17 protein-coding genes are annotated in these 21,179 nt (G+C 63.2%); 7 read left to right on the top strand and 10 right to left on the bottom strand.

Going from position 1 to position 21,179, the window contains the following annotated elements; translation table 11 throughout:
• Window positions 1-15 precede the first annotated feature (15 nt).
• Window positions 16-1,074, top strand: a complete 1,059-nt coding sequence (locus AC0L2L_RS22565) for an alpha/beta hydrolase (protein WP_473581250.1) — start codon at window positions 16-18, stop codon at window positions 1,072-1,074.
• Here AC0L2L_RS22565 and AC0L2L_RS22560 read toward each other — a convergent pair.
• Complete coding sequence (locus tag AC0L2L_RS22560) at window positions 1,071-2,528, bottom strand: DEAD/DEAH box helicase (protein ID WP_473581248.1); 1,458 nt, start codon at window positions 2,526-2,528, stop codon at window positions 1,071-1,073. The two genes, AC0L2L_RS22565 and AC0L2L_RS22560, sit on opposite strands and share 4 nt — an antisense overlap.
• 386 nt (window positions 2,529-2,914) lie before the next feature.
• Between AC0L2L_RS22560 and AC0L2L_RS22555 the strand changes: the two genes are divergently transcribed.
• From AC0L2L_RS22555 to waaF, 3 genes are read left to right on the top strand one after another with little or no spacing between them, the layout of a single operon-like run.
• Window positions 2,915-4,447: an acyl-CoA carboxylase subunit beta gene (locus AC0L2L_RS22555; protein ID WP_027170336.1), complete on the top strand. Its 1,533-nt coding sequence runs from the start codon at window positions 2,915-2,917 to the stop codon at window positions 4,445-4,447.
• 54 nt (window positions 4,448-4,501) lie between these two features.
• The gene (locus tag AC0L2L_RS22550; RefSeq protein ID WP_473581247.1) at window positions 4,502-5,443 is read left to right on the top strand and encodes a glycosyltransferase; all 942 of its coding nucleotides are present in this window, start codon (window positions 4,502-4,504) and stop codon (window positions 5,441-5,443) included.
• 57 nt (window positions 5,444-5,500) lie between these two features.
• On the top strand, window positions 5,501-6,520 hold the full coding sequence (gene waaF, locus AC0L2L_RS22545) for a lipopolysaccharide heptosyltransferase II (RefSeq protein ID WP_473581246.1): 1,020 nt from the start codon (window positions 5,501-5,503) through the stop codon (window positions 6,518-6,520).
• 100 nt (window positions 6,521-6,620) lie between these two features.
• Here waaF and AC0L2L_RS22540 read toward each other — a convergent pair whose 3' ends face one another.
• Window positions 6,621-8,135, bottom strand: coding sequence for an NAD(P)H-hydrate dehydratase (locus AC0L2L_RS22540; protein WP_473581244.1), 1,515 nt, complete (start codon window positions 8,133-8,135; stop codon window positions 6,621-6,623).
• Between the two features lie 346 nt (window positions 8,136-8,481).
• Here AC0L2L_RS22540 and AC0L2L_RS22535 point away from each other — a divergent pair, with 346 nt between their 5' ends.
• Window positions 8,482-8,820: a P-II family nitrogen regulator gene (locus AC0L2L_RS22535; protein WP_018428041.1), complete on the top strand. Its 339-nt coding sequence runs from the start codon at window positions 8,482-8,484 to the stop codon at window positions 8,818-8,820.
• Between the two features lie 43 nt (window positions 8,821-8,863).
• Entirely contained in the window at window positions 8,864-10,273 is a 1,410-nt protein-coding gene (gene glnA, locus AC0L2L_RS22530; RefSeq protein WP_473581242.1) for a type I glutamate--ammonia ligase, read from the top strand.
• A gap of 290 nt (window positions 10,274-10,563) precedes the next feature.
• On the opposite strand, the gene AC0L2L_RS22525 is transcribed toward glnA, so the two are convergent.
• Window positions 10,564-11,604: a glutamine synthetase beta-grasp domain-containing protein gene (locus AC0L2L_RS22525; RefSeq protein WP_473581240.1), complete on the bottom strand. Its 1,041-nt coding sequence runs from the start codon at window positions 11,602-11,604 to the stop codon at window positions 10,564-10,566.
• A gap of 322 nt (window positions 11,605-11,926) precedes the next feature.
• On the opposite strand from AC0L2L_RS22525, the gene AC0L2L_RS22520 reads away from it, so the two are divergent.
• Window positions 11,927-12,112 carry a DUF2735 domain-containing protein gene (locus AC0L2L_RS22520; protein ID WP_473581286.1) on the top strand — a complete coding sequence of 62 codons (186 nt, stop codon included), beginning with the start codon at window positions 11,927-11,929 and terminating at the stop codon, window positions 12,110-12,112.
• Window positions 12,113-12,189: 77 nt separating this feature from the next.
• Here the strand turns inward: AC0L2L_RS22520 and AC0L2L_RS22515 are convergent, their stop codons facing one another.
• The 7 genes from AC0L2L_RS22515 to AC0L2L_RS22485 form a co-directional block, all read right to left on the bottom strand.
• The gene (locus AC0L2L_RS22515; RefSeq protein WP_473581238.1) at window positions 12,190-14,079 is read right to left on the bottom strand and encodes an MFS transporter; all 1,890 of its coding nucleotides are present in this window, start codon (window positions 14,077-14,079) and stop codon (window positions 12,190-12,192) included.
• Window positions 14,080-14,327: 248 nt separating this feature from the next.
• Entirely contained in the window at window positions 14,328-15,119 is a 792-nt protein-coding gene (locus AC0L2L_RS22510; protein ID WP_473581236.1) for an ATP12 family chaperone protein, read from the bottom strand.
• Between the two features lie 69 nt (window positions 15,120-15,188).
• Entirely contained in the window at window positions 15,189-16,064 is an 876-nt protein-coding gene (locus AC0L2L_RS22505; protein WP_473581284.1) for a DMT family transporter, read from the bottom strand.
• 44 nt (window positions 16,065-16,108) lie between these two features.
• Window positions 16,109-17,089: an RluA family pseudouridine synthase gene (locus tag AC0L2L_RS22500; RefSeq protein WP_473581234.1), complete on the bottom strand. Its 981-nt coding sequence runs from the start codon at window positions 17,087-17,089 to the stop codon at window positions 16,109-16,111.
• Between the two features lie 126 nt (window positions 17,090-17,215).
• On the bottom strand, window positions 17,216-18,043 hold the full coding sequence (locus AC0L2L_RS22495; RefSeq protein ID WP_473581232.1) for an aspartyl/asparaginyl beta-hydroxylase domain-containing protein: 828 nt from the start codon (window positions 18,041-18,043) through the stop codon (window positions 17,216-17,218).
• 205 nt (window positions 18,044-18,248) lie between these two features.
• The gene (locus tag AC0L2L_RS22490; RefSeq protein WP_473581231.1) at window positions 18,249-19,559 is read right to left on the bottom strand and encodes a replication-associated recombination protein A; all 1,311 of its coding nucleotides are present in this window, start codon (window positions 19,557-19,559) and stop codon (window positions 18,249-18,251) included.
• Between the two features lie 39 nt (window positions 19,560-19,598).
• Window positions 19,599-21,092 (bottom strand): DegQ family serine endoprotease, encoded by a 1,494-nt coding sequence (locus tag AC0L2L_RS22485; protein ID WP_473581229.1) that lies wholly within the window; start codon window positions 21,090-21,092, stop codon window positions 19,599-19,601.
• Window positions 21,093-21,179: the final 87 nt, after the last annotated feature.

Below are 21,179 nucleotides of genomic sequence, written 5' to 3'. Positions count from 1 at the left end.
TGCCTGGAGACTGTAATGGGGCGGCGGATCGTGCTTGCGGTGCTTGGCCTTGCCGTCGTCCTGATAACCGGTTTCTTCCTCGGCCCGCGCGTGCCGGTCGACACGACGATCCGGTTCGATCCGTCGGTGATCGGCGACGATCCGCAGGCCTATCTGGCGCGTGAAGAGGCCGCCGTGCCCAACATCCGCGACGGGCTCGACAAGGAGATCATCTGGGCGAATCCGATGGTCCATGCCAGGACGCCGTTGGCTATCGTCTACATCCACGGCTTTTCAGCCTCGAAGGGTGAGGTTCGCCCCTTGCCGGACGACATTGCGGATGAACTCGACGCCAACCTCTTCTACACGCGCCTGACCGGGCACGGCCAGGATGGCGCGGCCATGGCTGAAGGTAGCGTCAACGCCTGGATCAACGACTATGAGGAGGCGCTCGCAATCGGCAGGGCGATCGGAGACAAGGTGATCGTCATTGGAACCTCGACCGGCGGCTCGCTGGCGGCATGGGCCGCAACGCAGCCGGGCGCATCAGACGGGGTTGCCGCGGTTGCATTCATCTCGCCGAATTTTGGGGTGAAAGCTTCGGGCGCCGAGATCCTCGCCATGCCGTGGGGCAAACAGATCGCCGAGCTTGTCGGTGGCAAGGAACGCAGCTTTCCGCCGCACAATGCGCTGCATGAAAAACTCTGGACCACGAAATACCCGATGGCCGCGCTACCGCCGATGGCGGCGCTCACCGATCTCGCCTATGAGGCGCCGGTCGAGAAGGCGGCGATCCCCGCCCTGTTCATCTTCTCGGATGCCGACAAGGTGGTGCGGCCCGATCGGACGCGCGAGATAGCCGGGCGCTGGGGCGCTCCGCACGAGTTGGTGCCAGTCGAAGACACCGGCGATCCGGACAATCACGTCATCGCCGGCGACGCGCTGTCGCCGCAGACCACGGCCTTTCTCACCCAGCGCATCGTGGTGTGGGTGAAGGCGCTGATGCAGCAGCAATCAGGCCAGTTAAATGACAAACGGCCGGAGCATCGCTCCGGCCGTTTGTCATTTTTATTTCAGGTCGAGCTGGAGACTTAAGCCGCTCTGCTCGCCGGACGCTTACCGCCGAAGCGGCGCTTGTTGTTGCCCTTGAAGCGCTTGAAGCCGTCAGGCTTGCTCGAGCCATTCGGCTTGGCCGCCGCCGGGCCTTCGCCCTGCGGCTTCGGTCCGCGCTCGCCATGGGGCTTGGCGCCGAAACGCTTGTTGTCGCCGCCGTTGCCCGGCCGGCGACCATCGCGACGGCCGCCGTGATGCTCGCGGTCATTGGCCGGTTCGAAATGGCGCTCGGTCTTTTCCCGGGGGTCGCGCTGCGGATCCGGGCTGCCGAGATGATCGGCGATGACCGGCAGCTTGGCGCGGATGATGCGCTCGACCTGCCGCAGCTTGGCATTCTCCGAAGGATCGCAAAGCGTGATAGCAATGCCATCCCTGCCGTTGCGGCCGGTACGGCCGATGCGATGGACGTAGCTTTCCGCCTCGTCTGGCAGGTCGAAGTTCACGACATGGCTGATGCCGGGCACGTCGATGCCGCGCGCGGCGATATCGGTCGCGACCAGGATGCGTACGGAACCCTCGCGGAAATCGTTGAGCGCCTTCTGGCGCGCGTTCTGCGACTTGTTGCCGTGGATGACGGCGGCGTTGAAGCCGTCGCGCGCAAGGTCCTTGGTGACGCGGTCGGCGCCGTGCTTGGTGCGTGAGAACACGATCACCGAGTGCATCGCCTCGTCGGCCAGCATCTTGGACAGCACCTGGCGCTTCTGCTTGGTGCGGGCAAGGACCACGCTCTGCACGATCTCGGCGGCCGCAGTGCTTTGCGGCGCGACCTCGATGCGAACCGGATTCTTCAGAAGGCCCTTGGCAAGCTCGGCGATCTCGTCCGGCATGGTGGCCGAGAACAGCGCCGTCTGGCGGTCCGGCGCGGTCGCCTTGGCGATGCGCCTGACATCGTTGATGAAGCCCATGTCCAGCATGCGGTCGCCCTCGTCGAGGACGAGCCATTTGGTGTCGGCAAGCATGAGATCCCCTTCCCGCACCAGATCGGTCAACCGGCCGGGCGTGGCGATCAGGATATCGACGCCTGGCGCGATCTTCTTCACCTGGCTGAAGCGCGAGACGCCGCCGAGAACGAGCGCGGTCGAGACATGCGCACCCTTGGCAAGGATCTTGATGGTTTCTTCGATCTGCACCGCCAGCTCGCGCGTCGGGGCCAGGATCAGCGCGCGCGCCGTCTTCGGCCGGCGCTTGGTGCCGAGGCCGATGATCTTCGACAGGATCGGCAGGGCGAAGGCGGCGGTCTTGCCGGAACCCGTCTGGGCAATACCGAAAATGTCGCGGCCTTCGAGCTGCGGCGGGATCGCCTGCATCTGGATCGGCTTGGGATCGGTGAAGCCGGCGGCATGGGTCGCCTTGAGCAGCGCACCGGTGATGCCAAGCGCGGCGAAACCGGAGAGTTCCGCAGTGTCCGTGCCAGGCAAAGTGTTTTCGTTGGTCAAAATATTCTTCTTTCACGCGGCGCATGGCCGCAAACATCAATGGCGGCAGGGCGCAACCTGCCGTCGAAAAATTGTCAGGAAACGACAAGGCGGCGGACGGGATGCGTCCGCGCGGCTGCGCTGTCGTGCCCGCAGGCGTCATGCCACGGGGCTCTTTCGCCACCTTGCCGATTCACCGGAAAGAGGGAAAACAGACGCAACCAGTCTCATTCATGGAGAAAGCCGGAAGGTCCGGCTCAAGCGCCTATGGGGCTGCATATGGACGAGTCCGGCCGGAAAAGCAAGGGCCGCATGTTGCAACGCAACAAAAACAGGCCGATGGCAGCGCTTGCGCTCCCCTGCCCTCGCGATTACCACAAACCACCGATCGAACGGGGAACCGGGCAATGAAAGACGTGCTGAAGGAACTCGAGCGCCGCCGCGAGATTGCCCGTATGGGCGGCGGTAAAGACCGCATCGAGGCCCAGCACAAGAAGGGCAAGCTCACTGCCCGCGAGCGTATCGAGATCTTCCTCGACGAAGGTTCGTTCGAGGAGTTCGACATGTATGTCGAGCACCGCTCGACCGATTTCGGCATGGAAAAGACCAAGATCGCCGGCGACGGCGTGGTCACCGGCTGGGGCACCGTCAACGGACGCCCGATCTATATCTTCGCCAAGGATTTCACCGTGTTCGGCGGCTCGCTGTCGGAAGCGCATGCCGAGAAGGTCGTAAAAGTCCAGGAAATGGCGCTGCGCAATCGCGCGCCGATCATTGGCCTCTATGATGCCGGCGGCGCCCGCATTCAGGAAGGCGTGGCCGCGCTCGGCGGTTATGCGGAGATTTTCCAGCGCAATGTGCTCGCCTCAGGCGTCATCCCGCAGATCTCGCTGATCATGGGCCCGTGCGCCGGCGGCGACGTCTACTCGCCGGCCATGACCGATTTCATCTTCATGGTGCGCGACACCTCCTACATGTTCGTCACCGGGCCCGACGTGGTGAAGACGGTGACCAACGAGACGGTGACCGCGGAAAGTCTCGGCGGCGCCTCCGTCCACACGACGAAGTCCTCGATCGCCGATGGCGCCTATGACAATGATGTCGAGGCGCTACTGCAGATGCGCCGTCTGGTCGATCTTCTGCCGGCGTCCAACACGGCCGAGATTCCCGAGATCGAGTGCTACCAGTCGGTCACCGATCACGACCTGTCGCTCGACCGGCTGATTCCCGACAATGCCAACAAGCCCTACGACATCAAGGAACTGATCCTGAAGGTTGCCGATGAGGGTGATTTCTTCGAAATCCAGCAGAATTTTGCCAAGAACATCGTCACCGGCTTCGGCCGGGTCGAGGGCCGCACGGTGGGCTTCGTCGCCAACCAGCCGATGGTGCTGGCCGGGGTGCTCGATTCCGACGCCAGCCGCAAGGCGGCGCGCTTCGTGCGTTTCTGCGACTGTTTTTCGATTCCCATCGTCACCTTCGTCGACGTCCCGGGCTTCCTGCCGGGCACCGCGCAGGAATATGGCGGGCTGATCAAGCACGGCGCCAAGCTGCTCTTCGCCTATGCCGAGGCGACCGTGCCGAAGATCACCGTCATCACCCGCAAGGCCTATGGCGGCGCCTATGACGTGATGGCCTCGAAGCATTTGCGCGGCGACATGAACTACGCCTGGCCGACGGCGCAGATCGCTGTGATGGGCGCCAGGGGCGCGGTCGAGATCATCTACCGCAAGGACATCGGCGATCCGGAGAAAATTGCTGCGCATACAAAGGCTTACGAGGATCGCTTTCTGTCGCCTTTCGTGGCCGCCGAACGCGGCTATGTCGATGAGGTGATCATGCCGCATTCGACGCGGCGCCGCGTGGCGCGAGCATTGCGCATGCTGCGCAACAAGGACATGCAAAACCCTTGGAAGAAGCACGACAACATCCCGTTGTGAAAGACCTCCGTCAGGCAAAAGGATGACCACCGCCAACATGAGCGCGAAGACGAGATGCGAATAACACTTGCGGCCCAGGGCCTTATTCCGTGCAAAGGCTATGGCGGCATCCAGCGGCAGGTCGAATGGCTGACCACGGAAATGGTCAAGATGGGGCATCGGGTGACATTGATCGCCGGCCCGGGATCGTCGCATCCGATGTGCGAGGTTCGCCACGCCGTCACCAATGACGAATGCCGCGCGGCTGTCCCCAAGGACACCGACATCGTCCATCTTCATGCCTGGAAGGTCGAAGTCCCATTTCCGACGCTCAATACGGAACGCGGCCATCTGCCCGATTACCCGAGGCCGCAGCCGAACTGGAGCTTCATCAGCGCCCGCCATGCCGAGCTGCATGGCCGCAAGACCTTCGTCTACAACGGCTTTCCGGTGGACGCCTATCGGCTGGCGGCTTCGAAGAACGACCATCTGTTTTTCATGGCGGCCATCGCGCGGGCCGGAAAGGGCCTCAACCGGGCGGTGGACCTGGCGAAAAAGTACGATTTCAGGCTCGACATCGCCGGCGGTTCGCGCTGGAAGCTGCTTGGCCGCAGCAAGACCCGCCGCGAAGGCGTCTTCTTCAAAAGCTTGTCGTCCCGCTTCCGCTACCACGGCATGGTCGACGGCGAGCCGAAGGTGCGCCTGTTGGGCGAGACCAAGGCCTTTCTGAACCCGATTTCCTGGGAAGAGCCTTTCGGCAACGCGCCGGTCGAATCCATGCTGTGCGGCACGCCGGTTTTGACGACGGCGCATGGCGCGCTGCCTGAAACCGTCGATGCCGATACCGGCCGCTTCTTCGACACGGACGACGAGTTCGCACGCGGTTTGGGTGAAATCGGCGGCTTGTCGGCGCAAAGATGCCGCGAATCCGCGGCAGACCGGTTTCCGATCCAGAAGGCAGCAACAGCCTATCTGGAGCTCTACCGCCGCATTCTTGATGGCGAAGCGCTTCCGTGAGAAATCTCGCAGGCGTCCCGTGTCGGCGGCCGTTCCGGATCGAAAAGGTATCGCGCATTGCGCCCCATCCTGGTTTTCTGCCTGCCGGCGATCGGTGATTTCATCCGCTGCCACTCGGCCATCCGGATCATCGCCGAGAGATTTCCCGGGCAGCCGATCGATATCGTCGCCTCGAGGATCGCCGCGCCGCTGGCGCGGCTGATGCCGCATGTCTGCAAGGTCTGGATAGCGGAGAAGCACTGGAAGCCCGGGCTGAAAGAGCGAGCAGGCCTAGCGCGAAAACTGCGCGAGGAGAATTATCAGGCGGCCTATATGCTAACCAGCAGCGCCAAGGCTTCACTGGTGCCGTGGCTGGCCGGAATACCGGAGCGCATCGGCTATCCGCGCGAGTTCCAGTTCGGCATCGTCAACCGCCTGCCCGCTGGTTGGCTGAGATCGATGATTGCATTCGGCTCGCGCAAGACGCGGCTTGCCGAACAGGTCTGCGCAATCGCGCGTCTCGGCAAAAGGCCAGCCGAAGACAGGCCATTGCCGGCTCCACAGCTTGTCGTTTCCGCCGACGAGCTCGCCGGTTGGCGGCAGCGCAACGGCATCAACCCGGCTAGGCCGGTGCTCGCCCTCTACACTTCCGATTTTGCCAACAAGCGCTCGTGGCCGATGGAGCGCTTCGTCTCGATCGCGCGCGACCATGCTACTCGCGGTTGGTCGGTTTGGCTTATCGGCGGGCCGCGGGAACGGCAGGCTGCGGCCGACATAAAGGCGCAATTGCCCGAGGCGATCGATTTCACCGCGACGCCCGATATTGCGGAAGCGATGTGCCAGATCGCGGCCTCGACCGTCTTCCTCGGTGTCGACGGCGGCCTCTCCCATGCCGCCGGGGCGCTTGGCGGTCCATGCGTGCTCATCTACGGCTCGAACCGGGCTTATGTGCATGGTCCGGTGAACGAACAGGTGATTTTTCTCGAGCCGCCGATTTCGACACCCGGTTGGGTGGAGAACACGCGCGCCGTCAGCGAAGACAGGGTTCGCGAAGCGCTGGCGGCGGCGACCCGGAAGAACGCGCCGCAATTCGGCTAACCTTATTCCTCGACTGCCGCGCCAAAGCCGGCACCCGTGCTTGCACGGGCCGTGGCCGCCCACGGTATGGCATGGTTATCGATGCAGATGAGCGCCCGCATCAGCAGGCGCTCTTAATCAATTCCCGCAACACCGGCACCATGGCCAGAGGCAGGTCTTCGGCTATCAGGCCCGGTCCAAAACGACTGCCGGCTTCGGCATGGATCCAGACCCCGGCGCAGGCCGCTTCGAAGGCCGGCATGCCTTGGGCAAGCAGGCCCGCGATGAGGCCCGACAGCACGTCGCCCGAACCAGCGGTGGCAAGCCATGGCGCGCCATTGCTGTTGATCGCGGCGCGGCCATCCGGCGAAGCGATCACGCTGTCGGCGCCCTTATAGACGATCACGGCGTTGGAGCGCTGCGCGGCGGCGCGCGCCTTGGCCAGCTTGGACAGGGCCTTGTCGCCGGCGATGTCCGCAAACAGCCTGCCGAACTCGCCCTCATGCGGCGTCATGATCAGCGCGGGCGCGTCCGGCTTGCCGGCCGCCTCGAACAGCGTCGAGGCCGTATTGCGAAAGGACGTGACGCCGTCGGCGTCGAGCACGAGGCCCTCGACGCCGCCGTCCTGGCGCTTCCTGGCGAGCACGGCAAGTGTGAAATCACGCGCCTTGTCGCCGACACCGAAGCCGGGGCCGAGGACAAAGGTCGACGGCCGGCGGTCGCCGATAATTTCATGCACGTCCTCGATCGCATCGACCTTGCGCAGCATGATCGAGGTGAGATGCGCCGCGTTGACCTGCATGGCGTTCGCCGGCGAAAACACGGTGACGGCCCCTGCCCCGCTTCTTGCTGCCGCAAGCGCCGAAAGGCGTGCCGCGCCCGTCGCGGATGGTCCGCCCGAAAAGACGCTCGTATGGCCGCGCTTGTATTTGTGCGCGTCGACCGCCGGCACGGGAAAGTTCGCGATCCAGAGCCCAGGCCGGTTCTCGAAGGCTCGCGGTGCGACCTCGTCGATGATCTCGTCGCGAATGCCGATGTCGGCCAACACGACCTCGCCGCATCGCTCGCGGCCAGGCAGAAGCAGGTGGCCGGGCTTTTTTCTTGCGAAGGTCACAGTGAGGACCGCGCGAAATGCCGAGCCGAGAACTTCGCCGCCCTCGCCGGAAACGCCCGAAGGCAGGTCGACCGCGACAACCGGCAGGTTCATTCCTGTCGCGACGTCGACCGCGCCCCTGGCGTCGCCCGACAACGGCTTCGACAGCCCTGCGCCGTAGAGCGCGTCGACGACCAGCGAGCCAGGTTCAGGGGTGAAAGCCGACAGCGGGCGCCGTTCCAAAGTGCAGTCAGCGGCGGCGAGCGCGGCGTCGCTGCCCGCACGAGGTTCGCCCAACACCCACAGCGCCACATCGACGCCGGCCTCGGCGAGCAAGCGCGCAACGACGTAGCCGTCGCCGCCATTGTTGCCGGGGCCGCACAGCACATGCACCCTCGTCACCGCCGGGTAGCGCGCCAGCACGACGGCGGCGACCGCCTCGCCGGCGCGTTGCATCAAGCGATAGCCGTCGAGCGGCCCGGCCGCGATCGCCAGTCTGTCTGCCTGGGCCATTTCGGCCGGCGATAGAAGTTCATTGCGCATGGGATTGCCGATCTCCATGCGATCAAGCATTGTCCAGTTTTCGGTTCGAAGCAAACCACCGCGGCCGCGCATCGTCTTGCAAAAGCGCCGCACCCGGGAGGGGTCTGCCTGCAAATTGCGCTGTCTGCCCATTTTTTGCGCAGACGTGAGGAGGAGCGATGTATAGGGTTTGGGCGTCCATGACGCATCCAATGCAGCGGATGACGCGAATTTGCATCCGAACGCGGCATGGAGTCGAAAACGCCCTATGCCGCCTCCACTCCTATAGGTTGGCACGCTTCGTGCTTGATGGAGGCGCAAGCGGGGCACACAACCCGTTTTCTTGGCAGTGGAGGCCACTTTTTACATGAAAAAGATCGAAGCGATCATCAAGCCATTCAAGCTGGACGAAGTGAAGGAAGCGCTTCAGGAGGCCGGACTGCAAGGCATCACCGTCACCGAGGCCAAGGGTTTCGGTCGCCAGAAAGGGCACACCGAGCTCTATCGCGGCGCCGAATATGTCGTCGACTTCCTGCCCAAGGTGAAGATCGAGGTGGTGCTCGGCGACGAGGCCGTCGAAGGCGCCATCGAGGCCATCCGCAAGGCGGCGCAAACAGGCCGCATCGGCGATGGAAAAATCTTCGTCTCCAACATAGAGGAAGTGGTGCGCATTCGCACCGGCGAGACCGGCATCGACGCCATCTGACCTTCAATCCATTCCAGACGTCATCACACAGGGAAGAAACGACATGACGACAGCCAAAGACATCATGAAGCAGATCAAGGACAACGACGTTAAGTTCGTCGACCTGCGCTTCACCGATCCGCGAGGCAAGCTGCAGCATGTGACGATGGATGTGGTCGAGGTCGAGGAAGATATGTTCGCCGACGGCGTCATGTTCGACGGCTCCTCGATCGCCGGCTGGAAGGCGATCAACGAGTCCGACATGGTGCTGATGCCGGATACCGATACCGTCCACATGGATCCGTTCTTCGCCCAGTCGACCATGGTCATCCTGTGCGACATCCTCGATCCGATCTCGGGCGAGGCCTATAACCGCGATCCGCGCGGCACCGCCAAGAAGGCGGAGGCCTATATGAAGTCGGAAGGCATCGGCGACACCATCTATGTCGGCCCGGAAGCCGAGTTCTTCGTGTTCGACGACGTCAAGTACAAGGTCGACCCCTACAACACCGGCTTCCGCCTCGACTCGACCGAACTTCCTTCCAATGACGACACCGACTACGAAACCGGCAATCTCGGCCACCGTCCGCGCATCAAGGGCGGCTATTTCCCGGTGCCGCCGGTCGATTCCTGCCAGGACATGCGTTCCGAAATGCTGACCGTGCTCGCCGAGATGGGCGTGCGGGTCGAAAAGCATCACCATGAGGTCGCCGCCGCCCAGCACGAGCTCGGCATCAAGTTCGACACGCTGGTGCGCAACGCCGACAAGATGCTGATCTACAAGTATGTCGTGCACCAGGTCGCCAATGCCTACGGCAAGACGGCCACCTTCATGCCGAAGCCGGTGTTCGGCGACAACGGCTCGGGCATGCATGTCCACCAGTCGATCTGGAAGGGCGGCAAGCCGACCTTCGCCGGCAATGAATATGCGGGCCTGTCGGAGAGCTGCCTCTTTTACATCGGCGGCATCATCAAGCACGCCAAGGCGATCAATGCCTTCACCAACCCGCTCACCAACTCCTACAAGCGTCTGGTGCCGGGCTATGAGGCGCCGGTGTTGCTCGCTTATTCGGCGCGCAACCGTTCGGCCTCCTGCCGCATTCCGTTCGGCAACTCGCCGAAGTCGAAGCGCGTCGAGGTTCGCTTCCCCGATCCGGGCGCGAACCCCTATCTCGGCTTCGCCGCCATGCTGATGGCCGGCCTCGACGGCATCAAGAACAAGATCCACCCCGGACAGCCGATGGACAAGGATCTCTACGACCTGCCGCCGAAGGAATTGAAGAAGATCCCGACCGTCTGCGGCTCGCTGCGCGAAGCGCTGCAGAGCCTCGACAAGGACCGCGGCTTCCTGAAGGCCGGCGGCGTCTTCGACGACGACCAGATCGACAGCTATATCGAGCTGAAGATGGCCGAGGTGATGCGCTTCGAGATGACCCCGCATCCGGTCGAGTACGACATGTACTATTCGGTCTAAGCTTCTGATTGGATGAAAAATTCAGCCCTTGGAAGGTTCTCCCTTCCAAGGGCTTTTCATTTTTTTGGAGACGAGTTTCGCGCTCCGCGGTGCTTCTTCCATCCGACAAAAAAGAACCCCGGCCTTCGCCGGGGTTCTCGCATGGATAGGCGCCGGAGGGCTGACGCCTATTGCCAGTTGACGGGCAGCAGGCGGTTGTCGCCGTGCAAAAAAGACCCCGGCGGAGAGAACGCCGGGGCCTTTTACGATTGAAGCTCATCTAGCGCAGGCGAGGCCCGCGACTGGACGAATCACGCCGCGGCCGAGACCTTCGCGTCGGTCGAGACCTGCGAGATCGTCTTCAGCACCTGCGAGGCGATCTGGTAGGGGTCGCCCTGCGAGTTCGGGCGGCGGTCTTCCAGGTAACCCTTGTAGTCGTTCTTGACGAAGGAGTGCGGCACGCGGATCGAAGCCCCACGGTCGGCAACCCCGTAGCTGAACTTGTTCCACGGCGCTGTCTCGTGCTTGCCGGTCAGGCGCTTGTCGTTGTCCGGGCCGTAGACGGCGATGTGATCCATCAGGTTCTTTTCGAACTGCGCCATCAGCGCTTCGAAATAGGCCTTGCCGCCGACTTCGCGCATGTAGCTGGTCGAGAAGTTGCAATGCATGCCCGAGCCGTTCCAGTCGGTGTCGCCGAGCGGCTTGCAGTGGAACTCGATGTCGATGCCGTATTTTTCGGTCAGGCGCAGCAGCAGGTAACGCGCCATCCACATCTGGTCGGCGGCCTTCTTGGAGCCCTTGCCGAAGATCTGGAATTCCCACTGGCCCTTCGCCACTTCGGCATTGATGCCTTCATGGTTGATGCCGGCGGCGAGGCAGAGGTCGAGATGCTCCTCGACGATCTGGCGCGCGACGTCGCCGACATTGCTGTAGCCGACGCCGGTGTAATAGGGACCCTGCGGGGCCGGGTAGCCGCTCTCGGGGAAGCCGAGCGGGCGGCCGTCCTTGTAGAAGAAATATTCCTGCTCGAAGCCGAACCAGGCGCCCTCGTCATCGAGGATGGTGGCGCGGCTGTTCGATGCATGCGGGGTGACGCCATCGGGCATCATGACCTCGCACATGACCAGGGCGCCGTTGGTGCGGGCCGGATCGGGATAAACCGCGACCGGCTTCAGCACGCAGTCGGAGCTGCGGCCCTCGGCCTGGTTGGTGGAGGAACCATCGAAGCCCCATAGCGGCAGCTGCTCGAGCGTCGGGAACTCGGCAAACTCCTTGATCTGGGTCTTGCCGCGCAGATTGGGGGTCGGGGTGTAGCCGTCGAGCCAGATATACTCGAGCTTGTATTTGGTCATTCCAGTGCCTCTCGTTGCTTGGACGCCGCAAGCGGGCGGCGTCAACGCATGGCCGGACCGGCCGGCCTGCCGATCGTTAAAAAGCAAATCGTATGCCACTCGCCTCCCGGCGGGTGCGGCAAAATAGTCCTGGCAAGACGTTGATTTTGCTGAGCCATCTCAGCAATGCGCCCGGATCGCTCAGTTGCCGATTTTGCTTAAATCATAGGCAAAAGATGATCTTTACGTAGGCATATTGCCTAAAGGAATCGCAGAACCTATCTTGACGGAAAGCTGAATCGATAGGCCCCTGGAAAAGCAAGGAGGGCAGCCAGTGCAAGTCATGCAACCGCGCCCGTCGGCAAAAATCCTGATGTTCCCGCTGGCAGCACGCAAGTCTGCCTTAAATTTAGGCGCCAAGGCCAAATTCGCGGCAGAACTTGCTGCACTTCGCGGCGAGCACGCCGACTTCGACAGCTGGTACCACGAAGCGGCGATCGAGGAGGAGAACCAGCAGCGCAAGAGCTGACTGCTTCTTCCAGTCCGGAATGAAAAAGCCCGGCGTGATTACCCACGCCGGGCTTTTCGTTGCAGAGGACCGATCGACTACTGCTTGGCGTGCAGATCGGTGCCGAGCGTATCCCTGACGAAGATCATGCCGATGATGAGCGACATTGCCGCGATGATCACCGGATACCAGAGACCGTAGTAGATATCGCCCTTATAGGCGCTGAGCGCGAACACCGTAGCCGGCAGCAGGCCGCCGAACCAACCGTTGCCGATGTGGTAGGGCAGCGACATGCCGGTGTAGCGGATGCGGGTCGGGAACATCTCGACCAGGATCGCGGCGATCGGCCCGTAGACCATGGTCACGAACACCACCAGGATGAACAGGATGCCGATCGTCATCGGCCAGTTCACGGCCGCCGGGTCGGCGACCATCGCGAAGGGACCACCGCCCGGAATGTTGTAGACGGTGACTTCCGGCGCGCCGGCCGCCTCATCCTTGGTCAGCAGCTTGTCGGCGATCGCCTTGTCGGCCGGAACCGTCGTCTTCTCGCCGCCGCGGATCGCCGCGGCATCGAGCTTCAGTTCCGGATTGGCCGCGACGAAGCCATCGAGCTTCTGGTCCGGCACCTTGGCTGCGGCACGCTTCAGCGGATAGCCGCCGTCCCGCAGCGACATGTTCACCGCCTTCTGGAAGGAAGCCTCCTTGGCCTTGGACTGATCGCCAGCGGCAACGGCGTCATAAGACTCCACCGTCTCGTTGCCGATCTTGACCGTGGCCGCAGTTCCGGGCGCGGCCGTCGTGACGACGTCGTAAGGCACCGAGTTCTTGGTCAGGAACGAAGTGGCGATATCACATGACGTTGTGAATTTCGCATTTCCGACCGGGTTGAACTGGAACTTGCAGTCGCCGGGCGCTGCCGTCACCGTCGCGCGCGTGGTCTGCTGGGCGGTGGCCAGAGCCGGATTGGCGGCCCAGGTCAGCGCCTTGAACAGCGGGAAGGTGCAGACGATGCCAAGTGCAAGGCCGGCCATGATGATCGGCTTGCGGCCGATCTTGTCGGACAGCCAGCCGAACACGACGAAGAAGATCGAGCCGACGGCAAGCGCGATCGCGATCATGATGTTTACTGACTGCGGGTCGACCTTCAGCACGTTCTGCAGGAAGAACAGCGCGTAGAACTGGCCGTTGTACCAGATGACGGCTTGGCCGGCGGTAAGGCCGAGCAGCGCCAGAAGCGCGATCTTGGCGTTCTTCCACTGGCCGAAGGCTTCCGTCAGCGGCGCCTTGGAGCCCTTGCCCTCATCCTTCATGCGCTGGAAGGTCGGCGACTCCGAGAGCGACAGCCGGATCCAGATCGAGATGGCGAGCAGGACAAAGGAAACGATGAAGGGAATGCGCCAGCCCCAGGCGGCATAGGTTTCCTTGCTGAGCGAGCCCTGCACGATCAGGATGACGATAAGCGACAGGAACAGGCCGAGCGTCGCCGTGGTCTGGATCCACGACGTGTAGTAGCCGCGGCGGTCATTTGGCGCGTGCTCAGCGACATAGGTCGCCGCGCCGCCATATTCGCCGCCGAGCGCCAGGCCCTGCAGCATGCGCAGTCCGATCAGGATCACGGGAGCCAGGATGCCCAAGGTTGCGTAGCCAGGCAGCAAGCCGACGAGGAAGGTCGAAAGACCCATGATCGTCATGGTGACGAGAAAGGTATACTTGCGGCCGACGAGATCGCCGATGCGGCCGAAAAGCAGTGCGCCGAACGGACGCACAAGGAAACCGGCCGCAAAGGCCAGCAGCGCGAAGATGTTGCGCGTCGCCTCCGGAATCGCCGGACTGAAGAAGGTTGAGCCGATGAAGGCGGCCAGCGAACCGTAGAGATAGAAATCATACCATTCGAACACAGTGCCGAGCGATGAGGCGAAGATGACCTTCTTCTCCTCCCGCGTCATGCCGCGGCTGGTCCCGCCGGCGGTCGAAGCCATTGCCATTTATATATCCTCCCGTGAGATCCCGTCTGTCCTCGATGGCTGCGCGCCACCGTTCGCGCTCCTCCGAACGCGGACTCAAAAACGCAGCCATCGCGGGAAAAAATGACAGAAAGGGCAGGCGAAAGGCACCGCGACAATGGGATTATGACTTTGGTATTAGGTGCGCTGCGAAAGCGGCGCTGCGCTCAGAGCAATTCGGCGTTCGATAGAGTCGGGCGGAAAACCGCTGCCCACTTTCCTGGATTTGCCTAGGCCTGCAATGCCTCGATCAGGCTGACCGCCGCCATCATGTCGCGTTTGCGGGCCGAGCGGCGCGCGACGGCCTCTGCATCCTGGCCCCACTGCTCGATCTGCCAGTCCTCGTCGACATGGCCGGCGGCCCAGGCTTCCTCGCCGTCGAGCTCGCCGAAATCGACGGCCAGCGCCAGCAGCGCCGAACCGGTCAGCGCCGTCATGACATGGATGGCGGCCAGCCGCATCGGCTCGGAGCGCTGGCCAAGATGCGCGCCGATGACGGCGATGGCTTCGCGCGGCTGCTCGACATGGATGACGCCTTCGGCGAGGTTGAAGCGCGCGCCGAGGCGGCTGCGCACCCAGTCGAGCACCGGATCCCAGAGTTTGTTCTGACGGTCGACCAGGCCTTGCGGAGCGTCGGCCCGATAGCAGAGCAGATCGGCCGAGGCGAAGCGCAGGATATCCTCCAGCACCGCTTGCGGGTCGGAGGCGACGCCGTCGATGGCGGTGTTGACGAGGCGCATGACCGGCATCGTCACGGGATCGATGACGTCGCCCTGCGCGCTGAATTCATCGGCCACCAGCGCGGCGGCCTTTTCGGTCGGCAGCACCATCACGGCCTTGCCCGGCGTGCGCACCGGCCTGCCATCGAGATGCACGGCAAAGCCGTTTTCCATCGGGGCGACCGAAACGGCCTTGTAAAAACGCTTCGGCAGCGGCGTCTTCATCTGGATCTGGGCGCGGCGCACCGGGTCGGGATCGGAAAGCAGTTTTCCGGCTTCGAGGTCTTCGAGGATGTCGCGCATGTCGAACTCCTTTGGAGCAACTCCAGGAAAGTATGAAACGGTTTTCCGTCCGGAATTGCGTCAGACTCTTCAGGGTGCGGGCTGCCTGCGCGCCGACCGGTTGACAATGATCAGGCCAGCGGCAATCAGCGCCAGAGCCAGGAATATCCTGGTCGTCGGCGCCTCACCCAGGACCACCGCGCCGCACAAGACGCCGAACACCGGCGACAGGAAGGCGAAGCTCGACAGGCCGGACGCCGGGTAGCGCCGAAGCAGCCAGAACCACAATACATAGGTGAAGGCGACGATGTAGAAAGACTGGAACAGCAGCGCCAGCGTCGGCAAGGCGGCGACGTCACGGATCGGCGGGCCGGCCAAAGGCATCACCAGAACACCGACAACGGCAGCGCCCGCCAGTTGGTAGAGCAGCAGCTTCTCGGCACTGGTCTCGACCAGTCTCGAGCGCTTGATGACGATGCTGGTCGCTGCCCACAGGACGCCTGAACCCAGGCTGAGCAGATCGCCCATCAGGGTCGTGTCGGTGCCTGCCACGATGCCGTCCGAGAACACGGCGACCAGACCGCCGAAGGCGAGAACAAGACCGGCGAGCTTACGTGTGTTGATGCGTTCGCCGAGCAGGAAATGACCACCGATCAGGACCCAGAACGGCATGGTGTTGACCAGCAGCGTGTTGCGGGCAACGGTCGTGTATTCGAGACCGATATAGAGGCACAGGAACTCGACACCGAAGAGCACGCCCACGACGATGCCGGCGGTCAACGTTCCATCCGCTTGGAACAGCTTGATGCCGCGCAGCCGGCACCAGCCGAGCACGCAAAGCCCGCCGAGAAGGGAGCGTGCGATCGAGACGAAGACAGGGTCGTAGCCGGCATAGGAGATCTTGGCGGCGACGTAGTTCAGACCCCAGGAGAAGGTCAGCCCGACCATGATGGCCGCCGCCGCCATGTCGACAGCGTCGCGGCGGTCCAATGCTGGCGCAGCGGCCACTATCAGTCCTCCGCGCTCTGGTCGTCGAAGCCGATCAGGTTCCAGCTCTGGCGCATATGCGGCGGCATGGGCGCGGTGACGTCGATGACGCCCTTGTCGGGGTGCGGAATGATGATGCGGCGCGCATGCAGATGCAGGCGGTTCTGGATGCCTCCCGGAAAATCCCAGTTGGTGTCGGCCTCGAAATATTTAGGGTCGCCGATGATCGGGCAGCCGATATGGGCGGCATGAACGCGAAGCTGGTGGGTACGGCCGGTATAAGGCTCCATCTCCAGCCAGGTCATCGTCTGCGCCGCCTGCTCGATGATGCGGTAGAAGGACACGGCGTGGTCGGCGCCTTTTTCACCATGCGCGGCCACACGCACGCGGTCGCCGTCCTCGGTCGACTCCTTGATCAGCCAGGTCGAGATTTTGTCCTCGCGCTTCGGCGGCACACCCTTGACCAGCGCCCAATAGGTTTTCTTGGTCTCGCGCGCCCGGAAAGCCTCGGAGAGCTTCATGGCGGCAAGACGGGTGCGGGCAACGACCAGCACGCCGGACGTGTCGCGGTCGAGGCGGTGGACCAGGCGCGGCTTCTCGCCCTTCTGGCTGCGCCAGGCCTCCAGCATGTCGTCGACGTTGCGGGTCACACCCGAGCCGCCCTGCACCGCCAAGCCAGCCGGCTTGTTGAAGACGAAGACCTTCGGGTCCTCGTACAGCAGCATCTTGGCCAGCACATCGGCATCGTCCTGGTTGCGGATCGAGTGGCCGGTGAGCGAAGCGTCGCCCTTCTTGTCGACCTCGATCGGCGGGATGCGCACCGTCTGGCCAGGCTCGACGCGGGTATCGGCCTTCACCCGGCCGCCGTCGACCCGGACCTGGCCGGAGCGCAAGAGCTTCTGCAGGTGGCCGAAGCCGAGGCCCGGATAGTGGACCTTGAACCAGCGGTCGAGCCGCATGCCCGCCTCGCCGGCCTCCACCGTGATCTGTTCAACACCTGCCATGACTTCGCTTTTCCATTTGAAAGCGGGGCCATAGCACTAAGGCGGGCAGGTTGCGAGCCAAAGACCCAAACTCGAACAAAGATCACGCCAAAACGGCGCGTCTGGCACAGCAGGCGCCCGGATGTCTCAGTTGGCGGCGGCTTTCGGCTTGGACGAGCCGATCATCTTCCAATTCTTGTAGAAGACGGAATTGATGCGCTCCACGCTCACCGAGACCACGGCGAGAAGGCCCGCGATCAGCTTCGGGAATGGAGACGGACGGATGATATCGACGAAGACGCAGTAGCGGCGGCCGTCATATTCGTTGACCGAGCGATGGAACAGCGTGTCGTCGAAGATGAACAGCGGGTTGTCGTACCAGTAGTTCTTCTTGCTGCCGCACTGGACGAAGATCTCGGCCTTCACCGGAATCAGATTGTAGAGGATGCGCAGGCTGAGCCGGAGCGGACCGAAATGCCAGGACGTGGATTCACGCTTGCTGAAAACGGATACCGCGATCGTCTTGATATATTTGTAGTCCTTGTTGAATTCGGGGACGTTGTCAATCCTGTGCTTGCCGTACCACTGGTAGACATACATGCCGCGTCGGCCGGCGCCGAAATTGGCATCGATGTCGGCGATGATCTCGTCCTTGCGCGCCTTGAAGACGCCCAGGACCTCGTTGATCTCGCGCTGATAGTCCTCGGGGAACTGCTCGGGTTTCCAGACCCCGGGGTTGCGGTAGCAGAGAAGGTCGACGATCAGGTTCAACGGCGACAGCAGCCATGTGAACAGGCCATTGCCGAGGAAGTAGCGCTCGAACAGGTTCCGGTTCTTCTGGTCGTTGCGCATGACGTCGATCAGGCCGCAGACGACCCAGATCGTGGTCAGGATCGGGATGAAGTAGAAGGCGAGCGCGAGAACCACGACTGCAATCGCAGCCTTGCGAAGGGTCTTGACGGTTTGCTTTGTCATTGCGTTACGCGCGGGAGCGCGATCCTGTTCCATGAGCCAAATCACGGCAACCCCCGCCAGCCGTGCGTCTTGATAGGATTTTTTGTTTCCCGGCACAATGCCGCCGCATAGGTCCGGCCGGTCGGCCAGCATAAATATTTGGAGTAAAGAACCCCACTTATTACCAATGCACCGCGGGCAGGAAGCGTGCGGACCGCCGGGCGACTCAGCTGTTGCGTTCGCTGCGCAGCTTTGCCCAGTATTCCAGCCGCTTGCGGATATCGCGCTCGAAACCGCGCTCCGGCGGATCGTAGAAAGTGTGCCGGCCCATCTTTTCGGGAAAATAGTCCTGACCGGAGAACGCGTCCGGCTCGTCATGGTCGTAGCGATAGCCGGCGCCGTAATCCTCCTGCTTCATCAGCTTGGTCGGCGCATTGAGGATCTGTTTGGGCGGCAGCAGCGAGCCGAATTCCTTGGCGGCCGCAGTCGCCGCCTTGAAGGCAGTGTAGACAGCGTTCGATTTCGGCGCGGTGGCGAGGTAGACGGCCGCCTGGGCGAAGGCGAGCTCGCCCTCTGGCGAGCCAAGATAGTCATAGGCGTCCTTGGCCGCGTTGGCGATGACAAGCGCCTGAGGATCGGCGAGCCCGATATCCTCCACCGCCATGCGGACCAGCCGGCGGCCGAGATACAGCGGATCCTCGCCGGCATCGAACATGCGGGCGAGGTAGTAAAGAGCGGCATCCGGATCGGAGCCGCGCACCGATTTATGCAGCGCCGAGATCAGATTGTAGTGACCGTCCTGGCCCTTGTCGTAGATCGGCGCACGGCGCTGGATAACGCGCTGCAGGCCTTCCGGGCCGAACACCTCGCCTTTTTTGGCGGCGCGCCAGACTTCCTCGGCCAGCGTCAGCGAGGCGCGGCCGTCGCCATCCGCCATGCGGATGAGCATGGCGCGCGCTTCTTCATCGAGCGGCAGCGCCCTGCCCTCGGTTTCTTCGGCACGCGCCAGAAGCTTGGCGATGCTTTCCTCGCCCAGCGAGCGAAACACCAGCACACGCGCGCGGGACAGAAGCGCGGCGTTCAGCTCGAAGGACGGGTTCTCCGTCGTGGCGCCGACCAGCACCACCGTGCCGTCTTCCATGACCGGGAGAAAGCCGTCCTGCTGGGCACGATTGAAGCGGTGGATCTCGTCGACGAAGAGCAGCGTCTGGCGGCCGTTGGTGCGTCTCAGCTTGGCGGCCTCGAAGACCTTCTTGAGGTCCGCGACGCCCGAAAACACCGCAGAAATCTGCTCGAAGGCGAGATCGGTCTCGCCGGCCAAGAGCCGCGCCACCGTCGTCTTGCCGGTGCCGGGCGGCCCCCAAAAGATCATCGAGCCGAGCGAGCCGGAATCGATCAGCCTGGTCAGCGCGCCATCGGGGCCGGTCAGATGCTCCTGCCCCACGACTTCGCCGAGGTTCTTCGGGCGCAGGCGATCGGCCAGCGGCCGCCCGGGCGGCGCCTTCTCCGGTTCATCGGAACTGAACAGATCGGCCATGCACGTCTTCGAAGCTGGAGGACGATCCCTCGGATCGCCTCAATATCGCAATACCTGGCGCAGTATCTGCCCGCCGCGCTCGACGGTAAAGCGCCACCAGCGCGTGTCCTGCTGGGCAACCTGTGCCAGCGTTGCCGCGGTGTCGATGGTGGTCCCGTTCACCTCACGCACGATATCGCCGGACTGGAAGCCGAAATCGGCGGCCGGCGAATCGCGGTTGATGTCGACGACCGTGACGCCCTTGAGATCGGTGCGCAGGCCAAGCCGCTGGGCAAGCCTGGGCGACAGTTCCGCGACCTTGGCGCCGGAAAAGGGGCTGCGGCCACGCAAAGTCACCTCGCTGGGCTTGACGCCCTCCGGCGCACGCTCCAGCGGGATTTCCAGCGTCGCCTGCTGACCCTTGCTCAGCACGGCGAAGGTCGCCTTGGTGCCGATCGACAGCGTCGCCATGCGATAGTCGAGCGCTTCGATGCTTTCGACGGGCGTGTTGTTGAGCGACAGGATGACGTCACCGGCCTTCAGCCCAGCCTTGCCGGCAGGTCCCGCGGCGTCGACGGCCGACACCAATGCGCCGGTCGGCCTCTCCATGCCGAGCGATTCAGCGATCTGCGGCGTCACCAGTTCGAATTCCGCACCGATATAGGGCCGCTCGAAGAAGTCGAGCCCGGCCTTGGCGGCGTCGGCAAAGGCGCGCACCATGTTCGAGGGAATGGCGAAGCCGATGCCGATCGAGCCGCCGCTGCGGCTGTAGATGGCCGTATTGATGCCGACCAGCTGGCCGCCCATGTTGATCAGCGCGCCGCCGGAATTGCCGGGATTGATGGCGGCATCGGTCTGGACGAAATAGCCCGAATCCGAAACGCCGATATGGCTGCGGGCGAGCGCCGACACAATGCCGCTGGTGGTGGTCTGGCCGACGCCGAACGGATTGCCGATCGCCAGCACAAGGTCGCCGACTTCGAGCGCGTCGGAATCGCCAATGGCGATCACCGGAAACGGCTTGTCGGCAGAAATCTTGAGCACCGCCAGATCGAGCGTCTCGTCCTTGAGCATGACCTTGGAGGTGAATTCGCGTCCGTCCGCGGTCGCGACCTTCACCTCGTCGGCGTCCTTGATGACGTGGAAGTTGGTGACGATCACGCCGCTCGGATCGACCAGCACGCCCGAGCCCAGCGAAGACTGCGCGCGGGGCTGGGCACGGCCGAAGAATTCCTCGAAGAACGGGTCGCCTTCGAAGGGCGAAGTCACCTTTGCGGTCTGCGAGGCATAGACGTTGACGACTGCCGGCGCCGTCTGCTTGACCAGCGGCGCAAAGGAGAGCTGTACCTCCTCGCGGCCGAACGGCACGCGCTTGTCGGGGCCGGACGTGCCGTTCTCGCCTTCCACACCATGCAGCAGATCGGTCAGCACATCGGAGAGGCCCGGATCGGCCGGCTTGGCGGCGTCCTCTGCCAGCGCCTGTCTTGCGGCCGGTGCCGCGGCGAAGATGGCCAGCGCGCAAACCGCAACAAGAAACAGTCGTTTGAGGTGCATTTTTCGAATCCTTCCAGATCGGGCGCCATTGTCCCGACGATTGTGCAGAATGAAAGGCTAATGCACACAAATGCGACACTTGTCGCG

This window comes from Mesorhizobium sp. WSM4832 (genome assembly GCF_055811115.1).
This window is presented reverse-complemented; position numbering and strand designations above follow the sequence as displayed.

Bases quoted from the DNA above. Each gene is read 5' to 3' on its own strand.
- AC0L2L_RS22565 (WP_473581250.1), top strand. From the start codon at position 16: ATGGGGCGGCGGATCGTGCTTGCGGTGCTTGGCCTTGCCGTCGTCCTG.
- AC0L2L_RS22555 (WP_027170336.1), top strand. From the start codon at position 2,915: ATGAAAGACGTGCTGAAGGAACTCGAGCGCCGCCGCGAGATTGCCCGT.
- AC0L2L_RS22550 (WP_473581247.1), top strand. From the start codon at position 4,502: ATGCGAATAACACTTGCGGCCCAGGGCCTTATTCCGTGCAAAGGCTAT.
- AC0L2L_RS22540 (WP_473581244.1), bottom strand. From the start codon at position 8,135: ATGCGCAATGAACTTCTATCGCCGGCCGAAATGGCCCAGGCAGACAGA.
- AC0L2L_RS22535 (WP_018428041.1), top strand. From the start codon at position 8,482: ATGAAAAAGATCGAAGCGATCATCAAGCCATTCAAGCTGGACGAAGTG.
- glnA (WP_473581242.1), top strand. From the start codon at position 8,864: ATGACGACAGCCAAAGACATCATGAAGCAGATCAAGGACAACGACGTT.
- AC0L2L_RS22525 (WP_473581240.1), bottom strand. From the start codon at position 11,604: ATGACCAAATACAAGCTCGAGTATATCTGGCTCGACGGCTACACCCCG.
- AC0L2L_RS22520 (WP_473581286.1), top strand. From the start codon at position 11,927: ATGCAACCGCGCCCGTCGGCAAAAATCCTGATGTTCCCGCTGGCAGCA.
- AC0L2L_RS22515 (WP_473581238.1), bottom strand. From the start codon at position 14,079: ATGGCAATGGCTTCGACCGCCGGCGGGACCAGCCGCGGCATGACGCGG.
- AC0L2L_RS22510 (WP_473581236.1), bottom strand. From the start codon at position 15,119: ATGCGCGACATCCTCGAAGACCTCGAAGCCGGAAAACTGCTTTCCGAT.
- AC0L2L_RS22505 (WP_473581284.1), bottom strand. From the start codon at position 16,064: ATGGCGGCGGCGGCCATCATGGTCGGGCTGACCTTCTCCTGGGGTCTG.
- AC0L2L_RS22500 (WP_473581234.1), bottom strand. From the start codon at position 17,089: ATGGCAGGTGTTGAACAGATCACGGTGGAGGCCGGCGAGGCGGGCATG.
- AC0L2L_RS22495 (WP_473581232.1), bottom strand. From the start codon at position 18,043: ATGACAAAGCAAACCGTCAAGACCCTTCGCAAGGCTGCGATTGCAGTC.
- AC0L2L_RS22490 (WP_473581231.1), bottom strand. From the start codon at position 19,559: ATGGCCGATCTGTTCAGTTCCGATGAACCGGAGAAGGCGCCGCCCGGG.
- AC0L2L_RS22485 (WP_473581229.1), bottom strand. From the start codon at position 21,092: ATGCACCTCAAACGACTGTTTCTTGTTGCGGTTTGCGCGCTGGCCATC.